We start from the raw sequence: 15,505 nt of genomic DNA on the forward strand, positions 1-15,505 counted from the left end.
CATCATGACATTGCCCGCTGACAGACCGGTCGATTTTCTGATCATAGGTGCTGCGAAATGTGCGACCACGTGGTTGCAGCATTCGCTGACACAAACCCCGGCTATCTATATGCCAGGGCCCGAGCTGCATTTCTTTTCAAGAGAATACGACAAAGGATTGGCTTGGTATCGGGATCAGTTCGATGGATGTGAACAGGCGCCGCTGATCGGCGAGAAGTCGAACTCTTATCTGACAGTGCCCGAGGCCGCGCAGCGCATTCGGGATTTCGCTCCGAATGCGCGGCTGATCCTGCAAATGCGTGATCCGGTGCAGCGCGCATATTCGGATTATTGCATGCTGTTCCGTCGTGGAGAGGTTACGGACCGTATCGAAGACTATCTGAATCCCGCGTATGCGGCGGACCAACGATTCCTGTCCGATGGGCGTTATGCGCATCATTTGGCACGGTTCTATGATCTGTTCCCGGCCGAGCAAATCCTATTGCTGGCCTATGAGGATATTCGCCGCAATCCAATTGGGAACCTGGAAAAGGTACGCGCGCATCTTAATTTGACCGGCAAGCTGGAAGCGCCGGTTAAGAAAAAGGTAAAGGACAAGAATGCTGCTATGGTGCCTTTGCCGTTGCGCAAGATCCTTGGACCGGTTCGTTCTGTCATTGATCCTGTTCGTCACACCTGGCCGGTTCGGTCTTTGCGCAATGCGGTTGCCCGTCAGGTACAGTATCCGCCGCTGTCAGAAGATCTGTCGCGCCGCCTTGCTGAGTTCTATAGCGAGGACATGACCAAGATCGACGAGATTGAACCCGGAATCACTGAGGCCTGGGGCAGTGCCAAACCGCTTGAAATGGCTCGAATCAATTGAGCTTTGTTATGTGCCATAAGTCACACTACGTTTCCGGTCTGGAAACAAAGACGCCAATTCGTGGGGCGCGTCTTGTCCGATCAGATGTTTACAAAAAGTTCTCAAACAGACCGAATGCTGTGCGAACATTGGGAAATAGGGCATTTCTTTGGTCAAACGATGCCGGAAACGTGAAAAAAGCGTTTTGCTCTGGTGTTGGCTATGTTAGATTTTAATCATATTGAAACCTTAGTGGCCATGTTGGCTGCTGAATATTGTAGTTTGGTTCGTACGAGTGAGAAAGGGTTGTGGCAAAGGGTCTGATGATTTTCAAACCTGAGCCGGTCTAGGGGGACCTTACAAAAATAATCGAACTTGCCGGCAAGTGGTTTCTGCTGGCGTGTGAGTGCGGCTTTGACGGCTGATCGGCTGTTTTCGATCTGTCCTGCTGGGTCGGGTAGTAGTGGGCAATTTATACGCCGGAGTACTGAGTATGTATGAGCGTGAGTTGGTTAAGCTCAAGAATGGATCTGTTAAAGATACTGCGATCGAACCCGATCTGAAATTGGGCGACATCGGATCCACATTGAAGCAAAAACTTATTGAGCTGAGCGCAAACCGTCGCTTGGTGATTGGTGATGTTGTAGCCTCGGCCATTTCCGTTGTGATGGCTGTGGTGTTGGCCAACGGGGGCACGTTGCCTGCGGCAGCGTCTGCGGCACTGATTCCTTTGGTATTGATGTCCTGCCTGATCGCGTTGGCGATCCTGCCGATGTCAGGCATTTATAAGCGTCACACCCGGTCCACGTCGCTACGTGATGTGGTACTGATCGTGCGCGCGTCGTTCTTCTGTGTTGCAACGCTGGCCCTGTTTGGCATGGCGGCTGCAGTCACATCCCAAGTTCCGCTTGCAGTCTATGTCATTCAATTCTTCCTGATCGTGCCTGCACTGGGCAGCCTGCGCATCATTGCCCGCAGCACCGAGTTCAAGCGCAAGGTTCAGGGCTGCACCGCAAGTGACAATGGCAAAATCCCGGTGATCCTTGTTGGCACCGGTGCCAGCAGTGACCTGTTTGTTCGTTCGCTGCGCAACACGGAATCAAAATATGAACCCGTTGGCATCATTGATGACGCCCGCAACACGCAAGGCCTGTACTTTCACGACGTAAAGATCATCGGCTCGCTGCTGGATGCAGACGCCGTGATCGAGCGGCTGAAGTTTGATGACAACTTGCCTCAGCGTATTCTATTGACTGAGCCGGTTACCCATTTCGAAAGCGATGGTATCCGCAAACTGACCCGTTGGGCCGAAGCCAACAGCATTCCTGTGTCGCGCTTGACCGGTTTGGAAGAGTTGGGCACCGAAAGCAACGGTATCCGGACCGTGAACCCCGAAGACATCTTGGATCGCCCACAAAAGGCGGTCGAGCGTTCTATGCTGCGCGAGATGTTTAAGGATCGCCGTGTTCTGATCACCGGTGCTGGCGGATCGATCGGCAGCGAACTGACCCGTCAGATCGCCTCGTTCGAGCCGGCGGAAATCGTCATGATCGAAAACACGGAATACAATGCTTACTCGATCGACATGGACCTGAGCCAGAACTTCCCCGAAGTTTCGCGCCGCATCTATGTTGCCGATATTCGAAGCGCTGACCGTGTGAACAAGATCTTCGAACGTCACCGTCCCGAGTTGGTCTTCAACGCGGCTGCATTGAAGCACGTACCGATGGTCGAGCTGAATCCGTGCGAAGGTGTTCTGACCAACGTGATCGGTACGCGTAACGTCGCCGATGCTGCGCGCAACGTAGGTGCCATTGCGATGGTGCAGGTTTCGACCGATAAGGCCGTGAACAGCACCAGCGTCATGGGCGCAACCAAGCGTGTTGCGGAATTCTACGCTCAGGCGCAGGATCGTGTAACCAACGGCACTGATGAGGCCACGCGCTTCTTCTCGGTCCGGTTTGGTAACGTTCTGGGCTCGTCGGGTTCGCTGATCCCACTGTTCCAGCGCCAGATTTCGGAAGGCGGCCCGCTGACGGTCACTGATCCGAAAATGGAACGCTATTTCATGACCATTCGTGAGGCCGTGCAGTTGACGCTGGTTGCGGCGGCCAAAGGATTGAATCTGGAAAACAGCCACGGCGAAATCTTTGTTCTGGACATGGGGCGCCCGGTGAAAATCGTTGATCTGGCCGAGCGTATGATCCGTCTGGCGGGGCTGGTTCCTTACAAGGACATCGACATCAAGTTCATCGGTATTCGCAAAGGCGAAAAGCTGTATGAGGAGTTGTTTGATGTGACCGAAGAGCATCGCGAAAGCGGCATCCCGGGTGTGGCTTCAGCGATCCCCGAAGGTGTCTCGGTTGCGCGTCTGCGTGCTATGATCCTCAAGCTGGAACAGGCTGCACTGGATGGTGATGATCTGGGCGTCAAAAAGCTGCTGAAAGAGCTGGTGCCAGGTTATGGCGTCAACGGTCTGCGTCCGATTGAAACAAAAGATCTGATCAAACCTCGGACCAAGTCGAAGATCACCGCGATCCCGACCGAGAAGATGGTCGGTGCCTTTGCAAACTCCGATGCTTTGGAAACCGTCGGTGGCCGCTAAAGATATTGTTTGAATTTATTGTTGTGTCGGCTTTGACCCAAGCCGTGTGTGTTACGAGTAACTAAGGGCTCTTACGAGCGTTTCATAAGATGTCAGAACTGAGTCAATCTGGCGTGATCACTCCCACCCAGCACGGGTGGGACCGGATTCTGCGGTTTATCGGGGCCGGTGTGATCAATACGCTGTTTGGATATGCCGTATTTTCGATACTGGTCTGGTTTGGCGCTCACCCTCAGGTGGCGCTTGCCATCCAGTTCATAGTCGGGGTTCTTTGGAACTTTCAGGTCCATGGTCGCTTCGTGTTCTACGTACAGGGCTATGGGCGGCTGCCGCATTACGCGGTGTCCTATGTCATCGTCTATGCGTTTAACGCAGCGCTGCTGTGGGCTTTGCTACAGTTCGGGTTTGATGCTTATCTGGCGCAGGCCATTGCGCTGGGGCCGACGGTTGTTTTGTCATATGGTCTGATCTCACGTGCTTTGCGTCCTAACCCGCAGAAAGATGAGCAATGACCCATTCCGTTGACCCAGGCCTGAGCGTAGATTCGGACATCCATGCAACGGTGCGCTCTGGTGGTAGCCTGTTGATGCGGGTTGTAACCATTGGCGTTTTGGTCGTCCTAATTGCGGCACTCTACGGGCGTATCATGGGGTATGGCCTGCGCCGGGACGAACTGATGTTCGTGCCCCCAGCTGAACTTTTGGGCTATTGGAGCCTCTACAGCGATTTCTTCTATAACCATGTTCCCAATTCTGCTTGGTATTACAGGGGGTTCTACCTGTTGTTCGGGGGCGAAGGCCTTCTGGCCTCGGCTCGTTTCGGACAGTTCTTTGCCTGGTTGCTACTGGCCTCGGGCATCGGCTGGGCGACCTGGAGGATTTCCGGCTCGCGCCTTCTGGCGGTTTTCTTTGTTGTGGCCCTCATGGTGAACGAAACGCTGCAAGCTCAGGCCGGGATGGCCGCCAGCAACAACTTGTTGCCCTTGCCCTTTGCCGCTTGGGGGCTGGGCCTGTTCATTGTTCAGACTCTAAAGGATCGTCCAGGATTCCATTGGTTGGTATTGTCTGGTCTCTGCTTGTCAATTGCGGCGGGCATGAAGGTTAGTGCTGCGATGTTCATCCCACCGGTTGCAATCGCCGCGTTCTTGCTGCCCTGGCATCTGCCGTTAGCAGCTCGTCTACGCGGGGTCGTTCTGCCGGTGCTGATCGGCGGTTTGATCGGGGCCATTCCCTTGTTCTGGTATCTGGCCTCTGACCCTTCGGATTTTCTGGCGCATATACTGAAATTTCACACCGGCCCGCACGTGGCCTATTGGCAAGCCAACGTCGCGTCCGAGCCTGGGCTGGCCATGGGGATCGGTGGCAAGGTCCTGTTGGCCTATGCCACCTGGTTCGGAGGTGCGGCGTTGGTCGGATTGATGGCCGTGTTCTTCGTTGCCGCATTGGCTGGCGCCAATGCAGTGCGTCTGGGGCATGGAACTGGTCAGATCATACTGGTTCTGGCCCTGCTGGGCATAACGGCGCTGTTCAGCTTTGTGCCGACTCCCGGTTTTCCTCAATATTATATCCAGCCGCTGATTGCTGTTCCCCTTTTGGGGGCTTTAGTCTATCGCCTTGTTCCCGCTGAAAAACGTACGGCTATTGCACCTCTCTGTGCGGCGGGTTTCGCATTGATGGTACTGCTGGGAGCACCGAGATTGGCACCGGGGCTGCTGAATCTTGCGAAACCAGACAGCTTTACGGCCGCGCGCATTGAAAAAGGCGCTAAAGCCTTGCAGGACGTGGTCGCAGACAGTGCGATCCCGGATGGTCCGGTCGCGACGCTGATGCCGCTTTATCCACTGGAAGCCCACCTGCCGGTCTATGCTGAACTGGCCACTGGCCCCTTCGCTTATCGTATCGCGCCCTACACAGACCCGGAACTGGCGCAGCACTATGTCATGGCTGGTGCAGATGATCTGATCGCCCTGTTTGATTCCAATCCGCCCTCCGCTTTCCTTTTGGGATATGATTCCACACTTGAGGCACCATTGTTGCGATATGCGCAAACAAATGGCTACGCCGCGGTGCCAAAAGACGGGTTAAATAACCGTTACGGAAAAGGTGTGATATACTCCAAGCACGCGGGAGTGGCCGATTGAACGCATGCACCACCCACCCCGCCCGAGCAACAATGGGCAATCCGCCTTAACCCCGACGTAACATTGAAATTTAGTTAAAGGTATTTTGAGGGAGTAGCACAGATGAAAACAGTACTTCTGGCAGGAGGATTGGGATCGCGTTTGGCCGAAGAAACGGTCGCGATTCCGAAGCCAATGGTTGAGGTTGGAGGCCGCCCGATCATCGCGCGCGTCATGGATATCTACAGCCATTTCGGCCACCGTGATTTTGTTGTTGCCGCAGGGTACAAAGCCCTTCTGTTGAAACAGTTTTTTGCCAATTATCACCTGATCGCAAACAACATTTCGGTTGCTTTGGATACAGGTGAGCTGAAACTGGTGCCGTCGGCACCGGGGGGTTGGAATGTGTCGGTTGTTGACACCGGCGCGCACACCATGACCAGCGGGCGTATTCGTCGCCTGAAAGAATGGCTGGACCCCGGTGAGACATTCATGTGCACCTATTCGGACGGTCTGGGTAATATCGATATCAACGCCTTGATTGACTTCCACAAATCTCACGGGAAGCTGGCAACCGTCACAGCAGTGCAGCCGCCTGCGCGGTTCGGCAACATCGAACTTAAAGGTGACCGGGTGGATGCGTTCACCGAAAAAGTGCGCCGCCGCGAGACCTGGATCAATGGCGGGTATTTTGTGTTCGAACCGGGTGTGATGGACTACATGGTCGACGACAATGAGCCGCTGGAACAGTCGCCTCTGTCGCAAATGGCCCGGGACGGAGAGCTTATGGCGTATCGTCATGATGGGTTCTGGCATCCGATGGACACGATCCGTGATCGCAACGCGCTGAACGCGCTCAGCGAAGAGGAAACGCCACCCTGGATGCAGTTCGGCGATCAATCTTCAGCCGAATACCCGGTTGCAATCTGAGGGCAAAATGACTGCACATCAGCATCAGATGTTCGGCGGCCAGTTCAATGGCCGCCGTGTCCTTGTGACCGGCCATAGCGGGTTCAAGGGCGGCTGGATGTCGTTGTGGCTGCAGCGATTGGGCGCGCAGGTGACGGGATTGTCGCTGCCGCCCGAGCCCGGCCCATGCTTCTATGACAGCTGCGATCTGGCTCAGGCCACCGACAGCCGGTTTGCCGATATTCGCGAGCCTGATGCTCTGTCCAGCACGCTGGACGGGGTCGATGCCGAGGTCCTGTTCCACATGGCGGCACAACCGCTGGTGCGCAAATCCTATCGGGAACCGGCAGAGACCTTTGCCACCAACGTGCAGGGCACGGCCAATGTGCTGGAGCTTGCGCGCAAGATGCCGTCGCTTAAGGCAGTGATCGTGATCACCAGCGACAAATGCTATGATAATCGCGAGTGGGTCTGGGGCTATCGTGAAAACGACCCGCTGGGCGGCAAGGATCCCTATAGCGCCTCCAAGGCCGCAACCGAGCTTGTTGCCCAGTCCTATGCGCATTCCTTCTTTTCCGATCCGAGCGGCCCGCAACTGGCGACCGTGCGAGCCGGGAACGTGTTTGGTGGCGGTGATTGGGGCGAGGATCGCCTGGTCCCCGATATCATTCGCGCCTGGGCCAACGGCGAGCCAGTTGTCATCCGCAACCCCGCCAGCGTGCGCCCGTGGCAGCATGTTCTGGAGCCTGTTTCAGGCTATCTGCGCGTCGCCGAAAAGATGCTGACAGACGGTGCGCCCTATGCCGGGGCGTGGAATTTCGGCCCGGATGTCTCAAGCACCGTAGATGTGCGCCAGTTGGCTGACATGATCCAGCGCGCCTGGGGTGATGGAGCACCTATGTTCAGCTTCCCCGATCAGATCACCGATGCGCCGCACGAGGCCGGTATCCTGCGACTGGACAGCACCAAGGCTCAAACGCGCCTGAACTGGCGTCCTCAGTTGACGCTACAAGGGGCCATCAACCTGACCGCAGATTGGTACAAAGCCCATGCTGCGGGGAAGAACATGGCACAGGTCACCGCGACACAGATCGAATACTTCGAAACCCTGACAACATCTGAAACACATGACGCGACCCCAGTCGCCGCACAGTAAACTGCGTATTTTTGAGGAGTGCCTTTTATGAGAGTGAACTACGGGCAAACCGTCCATGGCCAGGAAGAGATCGACGCCGTTGTCGAGGTTCTGAAAACATCGACCCAAATGGGCCCCAAGGTGCGCGAGATGCAGGCTAAGGTTGCCAAGCTTTTTGCCAAGAACCACGGCATCATGACAAACTCGGGCTCGTCCGCAAATTATCTGGCGGTTGAGATTCTGGACCTGCCGGAAGGCAGTGAAGTCATTACGCCCGCCCTGACATTTGCGACGACCGTGGCGCCGTTGGTGCGCAAGGGTCTGATCCCGGCATTCGTGGATGCCGCAGTGGGCACCTACAACATCGATGTGGATCAGATCGAACGGATGATCACGCCGAACACGTCGGCCATGATGATCCCATCGCTGATCGGCAACCTGCCGGACTGGCGCAAAATCCGCGAGTTGGCGGATGCGCATGGACTGAAAGTGATCGAAGACAGTGCCGATACGTTGGACGCGCAGATGGATGGCGCCAGCACAGGCGTGTATTCCGACGTCTCGACCACCAGCTTCTATGGCAGCCACGTGATCAACGGGGCCGGCAATGGCGGAATGCTGTGTGTCAATGATGACGAACTGGCGCGCAAGGCGCTGCTGATGCGGTCTTGGGGGCGTAGCTCATCCCTGTTTGTTGAATCTGAGGCGATTGAGAACCGGTTCAACGTGCAGCTGGACGGCATTGATTATGATGCCAAGTTCCTGTTCGAAGCTCTGGGCTTTAATCTTGAGCCATCGGAAATCAGCGCCGCATTTGGCTTGGTGCAGTTGGGTAAATTGGACAACAATATCCGTCTGCGTGAAGAAGCGTTTGCTGCACATCTGGAATTCTTCAAGCGATATGAAGAATGGTTCATCCTGCCCAATCAACTGCCGGGGTCGCGTACAGGCTGGCTGTCCTTCCCGGTTACGATCCGCGATGGCGCGCCCTTTACCCGGCGCGAGATGCAGATCTTCCTGGAAACCGCCGATATCCAGACCCGCCCGGTCTTCACCGGAAACATTCTGCGGCAACCAGCCATGAAAGGTGTTGAATACCGCACCGATCCTGCGGGTTACGCGGTCTCAGACGAAGTGATGCGCGGGGGTGTTCTGCTTGCCTGTCACCATGGTTTGACGCAAGCGCATATCGACTACATGCATGAAAAGCTGACAGAATTCCTGCAGCCTCATGTTGCCGGGCTCTCGCGGGAGGCGTCCTGATGCCACTGGCCCCGACTGAGGCGATCCGGGATCTGATCCGGGATGATTTCAAACAGGGCACCGGCCCTTGCGCTGTTAATGGCGCTGTGCCGGTCTTTGTGAACTATGAAACCTCGGTCATCGAGCCGCCCAAGCCCACGGATATCGAAGTGGAATCGCAGATTCACCGGCGCAGCTATCGCGGGCCGGTGAAGCTGTTGAAACGGCTGGCGTCGCCTATCAAACAGGTGACATTGCGCAATGTGGATCGGTTCTTGTCCGAAATTAAGTCACTGAACCCAAACCCGCGCGTTCTGATCGTGGGTGGTGGCAGTGTCGGGCAGGGGATGGGGAAACTCTACGAAGACCCCAACGTTCAGATCTTTGCCTTCGACATCTACCAGTCGCCGAACATCCAGTTCGTTGCCGATGCCCATGACATCCCGATGCAGGATGACGTGTTTGATGGCGTGATCGTTCAGGCTGTTTTGGAACATGTGCTGGACCCACGCCAGGTCGCGGCCGAGATTCATCGCGTGCTCAAGCCAGGTGGGTTGATCTATGCGGAAACCCCGTTTCTGCAGCAGGTCCACGAAGGAGCCTATGACTTTACCCGCTTCACCGAAAGCGGCCACCGCTATCTGTTCCGCGCATTCGATCGGATCGACTCGGGTGCCAGCGCGGGGCCCGGTGTGCAGTTTATGTGGTCCGTCGATTATCTGTTCCGCGGCCTGTTCCGGTCACGTACGGCGGGCAAGATTGCCAAGCTTTGTGTCTTCTGGGCGCAATATCTGGATCGCTTGATCCCTGAACCCTATCGTGTTGACGGGGCCAGTGGCGTGTTTTTCCTTGGGCGTAAGTCCGATGCGATCCTGCAACCGAAAGAGGCGGTCTCGCATTACCGAGGCGCACAGTAGTCATGATGCGTGTGCTCATCACCGGCGCAAACGGCTTTATCGGTTCGCATCTGGTGCGGGCCTGCGTTGCTCGTGGGGATGAGGTGACCACATTGGTCCGCCCGGGATCAGGCATTGATCGGTTGGCTGATGTGGCTGCGAATATCCATTTGGCTCGGGTAGCGTTGACCGACACTGCCGCAGTCGCGCGAGCGTTTCACGAGGCCCAGCCAGATCTGGTGTTTCACGCGGCTGCAAAAACCCGCATTCCGAATACTCCGGATCTGAGTGATGCGTCCGCTAGCCTGAGGGAAAATGTCGACAGCATTCTGTCAGTTTTGAGTGCTGCAGCGGAATGTGAATCACCCCCGGGTGCATTTGTACGTTTGGGCACGATTGCAGAATATGGGGACAACCCGGTTCCCTATCTCGAAACACAGTGTGAAAAGCCTCGTGACAGCTATGGCACTTCGATGCTGACCGGCACAAAATATCTTGAGATGTTGCAGCCCCGCCTGCCATTCCCGGCAGTGACGGCGCGCTTGTCCCTGACTTATGGCCCAGGTCAAACCGGGCAGCAGCTGGTGCCTTACCTGATTGAAAGCTTGCTAACCAACAAACCAGCCCAGATCGGCCGCCCCGACGATGCGCGCGATTTGCTCTATGTCGATGACGCCGTGCGTGGGTTGTTGATGCTGGGGTCTGACCCGAAGGCCGCCGGCCCGGTCGTCAATATCAGTACAGGTGTGGCGACAAAGGTACGGGATGTGGCCAAGATGGTGCAGGGCCTCTCGAACGCGCCTAAGGATTTGCTACAGTTTGGTTCTCCCACTGGTGCGCCAATCGATTTGATCAACCATCCCGGTCTGATGCAATCCAGCTATGACTGGGGGCCCGAAACCAATGTGCAGGATGGGCTGAAGCAGACGGTCGAATGGGCTATGCGCGCGCAGGCGACACTGACAGGATCGGTTTCATGACACTCGTTTCTATACTCATCCCGGCCTATAACGAAGAAGACAACGTGCGGACGGCCTATGACCGAGTCATTCAGGTGTTTGACGGGCTCGACGGGTATGAGCCCGAGATCATCTTTACCGACAACCATTCGGAAGATCGTACATTCGAGATCCTGTCCGAGATCGCCAAAGAGGACCCGCGCGTTCGTGTCATCCGATTTGCGCGAAACATGGGGTATCAGGCGTCGGTCCTGACCGCCTATCGCTCGGCCAACGGAGCTTGTGCGGTGCAGCTGGACTGTGACATGCAGGATCCGCCCGAGTTGATCCCGCAGATGCTGGACCTTTGGCGGCAGGGCAATCACGTGGTTTACGGCATTCGCCGCAGCCTGCCGGATGGCCCATTGGTGGCCTGGGCCCGGCGCGCCTTTTATGCGTTGATCGACATGATCAGCGATGATGATCTACCGCGCAATGCGGGTGAGTTTCGCCTGACCGACCGCCGCATTCTGGATGAGCTACGCCGGGTCGATGACCGCTCACCCTATGTCCGGGGTCTGATCAGCGGTATGGGTTTTAATCAGGTCGGATTTGAATATGATCGCGTGGCGCGTACCGCCGGAGAATCCAAATTTCCGTTCCGAGCGATGCTGTCCTTGGCCGTTGATGGGTTGATCAACCACTCGTTGTTGCCCCTGCGGCTGGCGTCGATGATCAGCCTGACGGTCGGTCTTTCGATGTTCCTGCTGATGGTGGGTTATCTGATTGCCAAGCTGGTTTTTGGTGCCGAATGGCCAGCTGGTTTTGCGACCACCACGATCTTGCTGCTGTTATCGATGACGTTGAACGCCATGTTCCTGGGTATTTTGGGGGAATACATCGGTCGTATCTTCCTGCAATCCAAAGATCTGAATCGCCCTATTGTCGAACATGAACTCAACAGACCCGGACCCAGCGATCAGCCTCTGACACAGCCCCTGCGCGAGACCGAAGAACCGCGCAAGAAGATGTCAGGATAACACCGCGTGAAGATCCTAATCATTCAGGGTGGTTTCGGCGCCGGCGGAGCGGAGAAGATCGTATCCATTTTGGCCGCGCATCGTGCTGAGCGTGGGGATGAGGTTCACGTGGCTGGGCTGACCATGCCACCAGGTGGGTCGTATTTCCCGTTTCCCGACGAGGTTACGCTTCACGTCGCACAAGCGGGTGGCGGGCAATTGGATCGGTTGCGCCACATCCGATCAGTGGTCCAACAGGTTGCCCCAGATGTCATCATTAGCTTCCTGACCAAGATCAACGTGCTGACCTTGATTGCAACGCTGGATCGTGCGACCCCGGTAATCATATCCGAACGAAACAACCCGCGCGCGCAGACCGCCAATCCGGTCTGGCGTCATGCTCAGAACCTGCTGGCGCGGCGGGCCCGCGCGGTTGTAATGCAAACACAGCGCGCCAGCGAGGATTTGCCCCGCGCGATACAGCGCAAGGCGCGGATTATCGCAAACCCGTGCGCATTGCCCACCGGCGCGCGCGAACATCTTGGCACAGGATCGTCAAATCTTGTCGCGGTGGGGCGTCTGGATCACCAAAAAGGATTTGATCTGCTACTTGATGCCATGCCGCAAATCCTGGCGGGCAATCCCGGTGCAAGACTGACCATCTATGGCGAAGGCCCCGCGCGCAAAGCGCTGGAGGCGCAGCGGGATAGGCTGCAGCTTGGAGATGTCGTCTCAATGCCAGGCTCCAGTGCTGCGCCGGGTGAATGGATGGACAATGCCGACATTCTGGTTTTCTCATCGCGTTATGAAGGGTTCCCCAATGTGCTGGCCGAAGCCACAGTCACGGGCTTGCCGCTAGTTTCGTTCGATTGCCCATATGGCCCGCGCGAGTTGATACGGCCCGAGGAAAACGGATTGCTGGTTCCGCCCGAGGATGTGGATGGTCTGGCGCAAGCCGTTTTGCGCCTGTCCTCATCGCCTGAGCTGTTGAAGAAGATGCGCGATGCGGATTTGGAAAGCAGGGTCTGGTTGGCCCCCGACAACATCCTTGCAGAGTGGGACGAAACAATTGACGATGTGGCCTAAGGCCAATTCTGCGCACTGACACAGCGAAGGCTTCTCCGGGTGAGTTATTTCAGCACCAAATCAACCAAGACCAGCCTGATCGTCACATTGGCGGATCGGAGTGTGCCGTGTTGCAAACTGTGAATACAATGACAGCTGAACAAGACGCTCCGATGCGCAAGATCGCGGTTGTGGCCAATCTGACCTCGTCGCTGATCAATTTTCGCTATGATCTGCTGCGCGAGTTGTCGATGCGCGCCGAAGTGATCGCCTGCGGCCCGGAACGTCACGCGCCCAGTGAAGAAGCGTTGCACGAGATCGGAGTGAAATTCGTACATTTCCCGCTGGCACGAACCGGGATGAACCCGATAGCTGATCTGAAAACGCTGCGCAGCTTGCGCCAGATCTTTGCCGATTTCGCGCCAGATACCGTTTTTGCCTATACCATGAAGCCGATCATCTATGGCTGTCTGGCCGCGCGCCTGGCTGGGGTTCCGCAGAAATACGCGATGTGCACAGGCTTGGGCTATGTGTTCAACGCGCAGAACACCAGCTTGAAACGTCGTGCCGTCCGTGCCTTGTCTGCCAATATGTACCGACTGTCCTTACGGGGTGTGGATGAGCTGTTGGTCTATAACACCGTTGACGAGCAGGAGTTCAAAGATCGTCGCATGGTCGGGCAGGGCACACGGCTGAGCGTTGTGCCAGGGTCGGGCGTCAATCTTGATAAATACGCGGCATCTGATCCACCAGATGGCCCGCCAGTCTTTCTTATGATTTCGCGCCTGCTGAAGGAAAAGGGCGTTTTTGACTACGTCGAAGCTGCCCGGCTTTTGAAACGCGACTATCCGCAGGCGCGGTTCCAGTTGCTGGGCCCTAAGGATGCCAATCCGGATTCTGTTGGGCAGAAAGAAATCGATCAATGGGAACGGGAAGGCGTGATCGAATATCTGGGCGAAACAGATGACGTCAGACCTTACCTGCGCAATTGTTCGGTCTTTGTGCTGCCATCGGCCTATCGCGAAGGAATACCACGCACGATCCTCGAAGCGATGTCGACAGGGCGTGCGGTTGTAACAACAAACGCGCCTGGATGTGCCGACCCGGTGATTGAAGCCGAGACCGGTTTTGTGGTTCCGATGCGTGATCCGCAATCGTTGAGCCAAGCCATGGCACGTTTTTTGAAAAGCCCCGAGTTGATTCCGCAGATGGGGCAGGCCTCCCGCAGCCGGGCTGAGGCCGTTTTTGATGTCCGGCGTATCAACACCATTCTGCTGCGCAAAATGGGTCTGCTGCGACCGGATCAACAGCTTTACTCATCTTCCGAGTGAACATCTGACCTGCGCGTAAAGTCATACGGAGTGCTGTAAATAGTTGACTATTTACAGCATGATAATCGGTTTTTTTGGGGAAAATCATCAAACCTACGGGATTCCCCTAATATCCGCGGCCCACAAGCTTTGGTAAGTTAGGTTCAACCTGAGATAAATACCGGTGGCGCCTTCGGGCACTATCACTCACTCGAAAAAATGACCAGCATTTGGGGTGCTGGTCATTTGCTTTATCAGGGGTTGGATAGGGTTAGGTCTACTGGCGATCGGGCATCTGATACCCGTATTGGCCAAGGCCCAGCCCTGTCAGTTCTTGCAAAGCAGCGTTGGACTCGGCGAAGGCCCCATCAAACTGTTCAGCAGCATATTTGGCCGTGCGCCGTTCGATCATAGTATCCAGAGCGGTTGGGAAAATCCGGCTGAGTGGGCCACTGAGCTTGCCGAATCTACGGGATGCGTTCGGCAAAGGAACGAATGCTCCGGCGCTGAGCTGGTTTCGGCTAAGCGTCCGATTAACCACCCGCTGAAGCACCTGAAAGCTTTGCGATCGTTTGGTGTTGGTACGGTCGAACTGCTGTTTTGGGGCTTCAACACCCAATCCGCCGCAAAGCTGCGCAACAAACGCGTCTGAATCCCGGACGAACTGTTCATATGTCAGCCCATGCACACGGTCTTCTCCGAACAGCGTTTGATAGTATTTGAACAGGCGATGGTAGTGATAGAATTCCGGGCTGAACATGGGCACGCGGCGCATCATTGGTTCGACCTGAGCGATGTATCGTTTGAACGATTTATGCCCGCCATCGGTGATGTACTGGCTGTACATCGACAGGATGCTGGAGAGTTGTTCGCGGAAGACGATCAGCACATGCGCATCCGGGAATGTCTTCTTCAGGCGTTCAGCGATCATCGGGCTGTCGAATCCGCCGGTCGCCGGATAGCCAGAAAATCGTTCGTGCGAGAACACGGCGACTTTTCCTGATCCGTGGGCAGTATCCAGAAAATCAGCGTATTGTTCACGAACCGCGTCAGGATCAAATGTTAAAGGTTGCGGTAATACGAATCTATTCGACAAGACATATTTTGGCTCACCCGGCGGGGTGGTAAATGGCCCATCAGCTGCCGAAAACAACTGCTTTTGCAATGCAGATGTCGCGGTCTTGTGGTACCCAATGTGTATGAGAACTTTTGCTTGTTCCATATGGTGTTAATCAATACCCAAATTCAAATCGCAACCAAACGCGTTCGCACCAAAAAGGCAAGTCTTCACGACTTTTCCCCTCTGCATTCACCGGCCCCTATTGTAAGCTCTCTTTGTGGAAAACAGGATTCCAAAAACAGGACTGGATTTCGTTATCAAACTTCGCTTTTGTAAAAGGATACAAGTCCAAAAAACAAAATGATA

General features: G+C 55.7%; 13 protein-coding genes. 12 read left to right on the plus strand and 1 reads right to left on the minus strand.

Going from position 1 to position 15,505, the window contains the following annotated elements:
• Nucleotides 1-4 precede the first annotated feature (4 nt).
• The 12 genes from ACR0KG_RS09600 (at nt 5) to ACR0KG_RS09655 (ending at nt 14,100) form a co-directional block, all read left to right on the plus strand.
• The gene (locus tag ACR0KG_RS09600) at nt 5-862 is read left to right on the plus strand and encodes a sulfotransferase family protein (RefSeq protein WP_480547980.1); all 858 of its coding nucleotides are present in this window, start codon (nt 5-7) and stop codon (nt 860-862) included.
• A 472-nt stretch (nt 863-1,334) separates the two neighbouring features.
• The gene (locus ACR0KG_RS09605) at nt 1,335-3,446 is read left to right on the plus strand and encodes a polysaccharide biosynthesis protein (RefSeq protein ID WP_480827128.1); all 2,112 of its coding nucleotides are present in this window, start codon (nt 1,335-1,337) and stop codon (nt 3,444-3,446) included.
• Between the two features lie 89 nt (nt 3,447-3,535).
• Nucleotides 3,536-3,958 (plus strand): GtrA family protein, encoded by a 423-nt coding sequence (locus ACR0KG_RS09610; protein WP_480827129.1) that lies wholly within the window; start codon nt 3,536-3,538, stop codon nt 3,956-3,958.
• Entirely contained in the window at nt 3,955-5,586 is a 1,632-nt protein-coding gene (locus ACR0KG_RS09615) for a hypothetical protein (RefSeq protein ID WP_480827131.1), read from the plus strand. Before ACR0KG_RS09610 ends, ACR0KG_RS09615 begins: the two co-directional genes overlap by 4 nt.
• A gap of 102 nt (nt 5,587-5,688) precedes the next feature.
• Nucleotides 5,689-6,495: a glucose-1-phosphate cytidylyltransferase gene (rfbF, locus tag ACR0KG_RS09620; protein ID WP_480547977.1), complete on the plus strand. Its 807-nt coding sequence runs from the start codon at nt 5,689-5,691 to the stop codon at nt 6,493-6,495.
• 7 nt (nt 6,496-6,502) lie between these two features.
• Nucleotides 6,503-7,630: a CDP-glucose 4,6-dehydratase gene (gene rfbG, locus ACR0KG_RS09625; RefSeq protein ID WP_480827132.1), complete on the plus strand. Its 1,128-nt coding sequence runs from the start codon at nt 6,503-6,505 to the stop codon at nt 7,628-7,630.
• A 27-nt stretch (nt 7,631-7,657) separates the two neighbouring features.
• A complete protein-coding gene (locus ACR0KG_RS09630) occupies nt 7,658-8,872 on the plus strand; it encodes a DegT/DnrJ/EryC1/StrS family aminotransferase (protein ID WP_480827133.1) in 1,215 nt (404 codons plus the stop codon).
• A complete protein-coding gene (locus ACR0KG_RS09635) occupies nt 8,872-9,768 on the plus strand; it encodes a class I SAM-dependent methyltransferase (RefSeq protein ID WP_480827134.1) in 897 nt (298 codons plus the stop codon). Before ACR0KG_RS09630 ends, ACR0KG_RS09635 begins: the two co-directional genes overlap by 1 nt.
• A 2-nt stretch (nt 9,769-9,770) precedes the next feature.
• Nucleotides 9,771-10,727 carry an NAD-dependent epimerase/dehydratase family protein gene (locus ACR0KG_RS09640; RefSeq protein WP_480547973.1) on the plus strand — a complete coding sequence of 319 codons (957 nt, stop codon included), beginning with the start codon at nt 9,771-9,773 and terminating at the stop codon, nt 10,725-10,727.
• The gene (locus ACR0KG_RS09645) at nt 10,724-11,725 is read left to right on the plus strand and encodes a glycosyltransferase family 2 protein (RefSeq protein WP_480544060.1); all 1,002 of its coding nucleotides are present in this window, start codon (nt 10,724-10,726) and stop codon (nt 11,723-11,725) included. Before ACR0KG_RS09640 ends, ACR0KG_RS09645 begins: the two co-directional genes overlap by 4 nt.
• A 6-nt stretch (nt 11,726-11,731) precedes the next feature.
• Entirely contained in the window at nt 11,732-12,790 is a 1,059-nt protein-coding gene (locus tag ACR0KG_RS09650; protein WP_480547972.1) for a glycosyltransferase family 4 protein, read from the plus strand.
• Nucleotides 12,791-12,918: 128 nt separating this feature from the next.
• A complete protein-coding gene (locus ACR0KG_RS09655) occupies nt 12,919-14,100 on the plus strand; it encodes a glycosyltransferase family 4 protein (protein WP_480547971.1) in 1,182 nt (393 codons plus the stop codon).
• A gap of 256 nt (nt 14,101-14,356) precedes the next feature.
• Here ACR0KG_RS09655 and ACR0KG_RS09660 read toward each other — a convergent pair whose 3' ends face one another.
• Nucleotides 14,357-15,067, minus strand: coding sequence for a sulfotransferase (locus tag ACR0KG_RS09660; RefSeq protein ID WP_480547970.1), 711 nt, complete (start codon nt 15,065-15,067; stop codon nt 14,357-14,359).
• Between the last annotated feature and the right edge of the window lie 438 nt (nt 15,068-15,505).

The organism is Ruegeria sp. H4 (genome assembly GCF_056533065.1).

Excerpts from the sequence above, each read along its gene's own strand:
- ACR0KG_RS09635 (WP_480827134.1), top strand. The coding sequence starts at position 8,872 with ATGCCACTGGCCCCGACTGAGGCGATCCGGGATCTGATCCGGGATGAT.
- rfbG (WP_480827132.1), top strand. The coding sequence starts at position 6,503 with ATGACTGCACATCAGCATCAGATGTTCGGCGGCCAGTTCAATGGCCGC.
- ACR0KG_RS09645 (WP_480544060.1), top strand. The coding sequence starts at position 10,724 with ATGACACTCGTTTCTATACTCATCCCGGCCTATAACGAAGAAGACAAC.
- rfbF (WP_480547977.1), top strand. The coding sequence starts at position 5,689 with ATGAAAACAGTACTTCTGGCAGGAGGATTGGGATCGCGTTTGGCCGAA.
- ACR0KG_RS09655 (WP_480547971.1), top strand. The coding sequence starts at position 12,919 with ATGACAGCTGAACAAGACGCTCCGATGCGCAAGATCGCGGTTGTGGCC.
- ACR0KG_RS09600 (WP_480547980.1), top strand. The coding sequence starts at position 5 with ATGACATTGCCCGCTGACAGACCGGTCGATTTTCTGATCATAGGTGCT.
- ACR0KG_RS09610 (WP_480827129.1), top strand. The coding sequence starts at position 3,536 with ATGTCAGAACTGAGTCAATCTGGCGTGATCACTCCCACCCAGCACGGG.
- ACR0KG_RS09640 (WP_480547973.1), top strand. The coding sequence starts at position 9,771 with ATGATGCGTGTGCTCATCACCGGCGCAAACGGCTTTATCGGTTCGCAT.
- ACR0KG_RS09615 (WP_480827131.1), top strand. The coding sequence starts at position 3,955 with ATGACCCATTCCGTTGACCCAGGCCTGAGCGTAGATTCGGACATCCAT.
- ACR0KG_RS09605 (WP_480827128.1), top strand. The coding sequence starts at position 1,335 with ATGTATGAGCGTGAGTTGGTTAAGCTCAAGAATGGATCTGTTAAAGAT.
- ACR0KG_RS09630 (WP_480827133.1), top strand. The coding sequence starts at position 7,658 with ATGAGAGTGAACTACGGGCAAACCGTCCATGGCCAGGAAGAGATCGAC.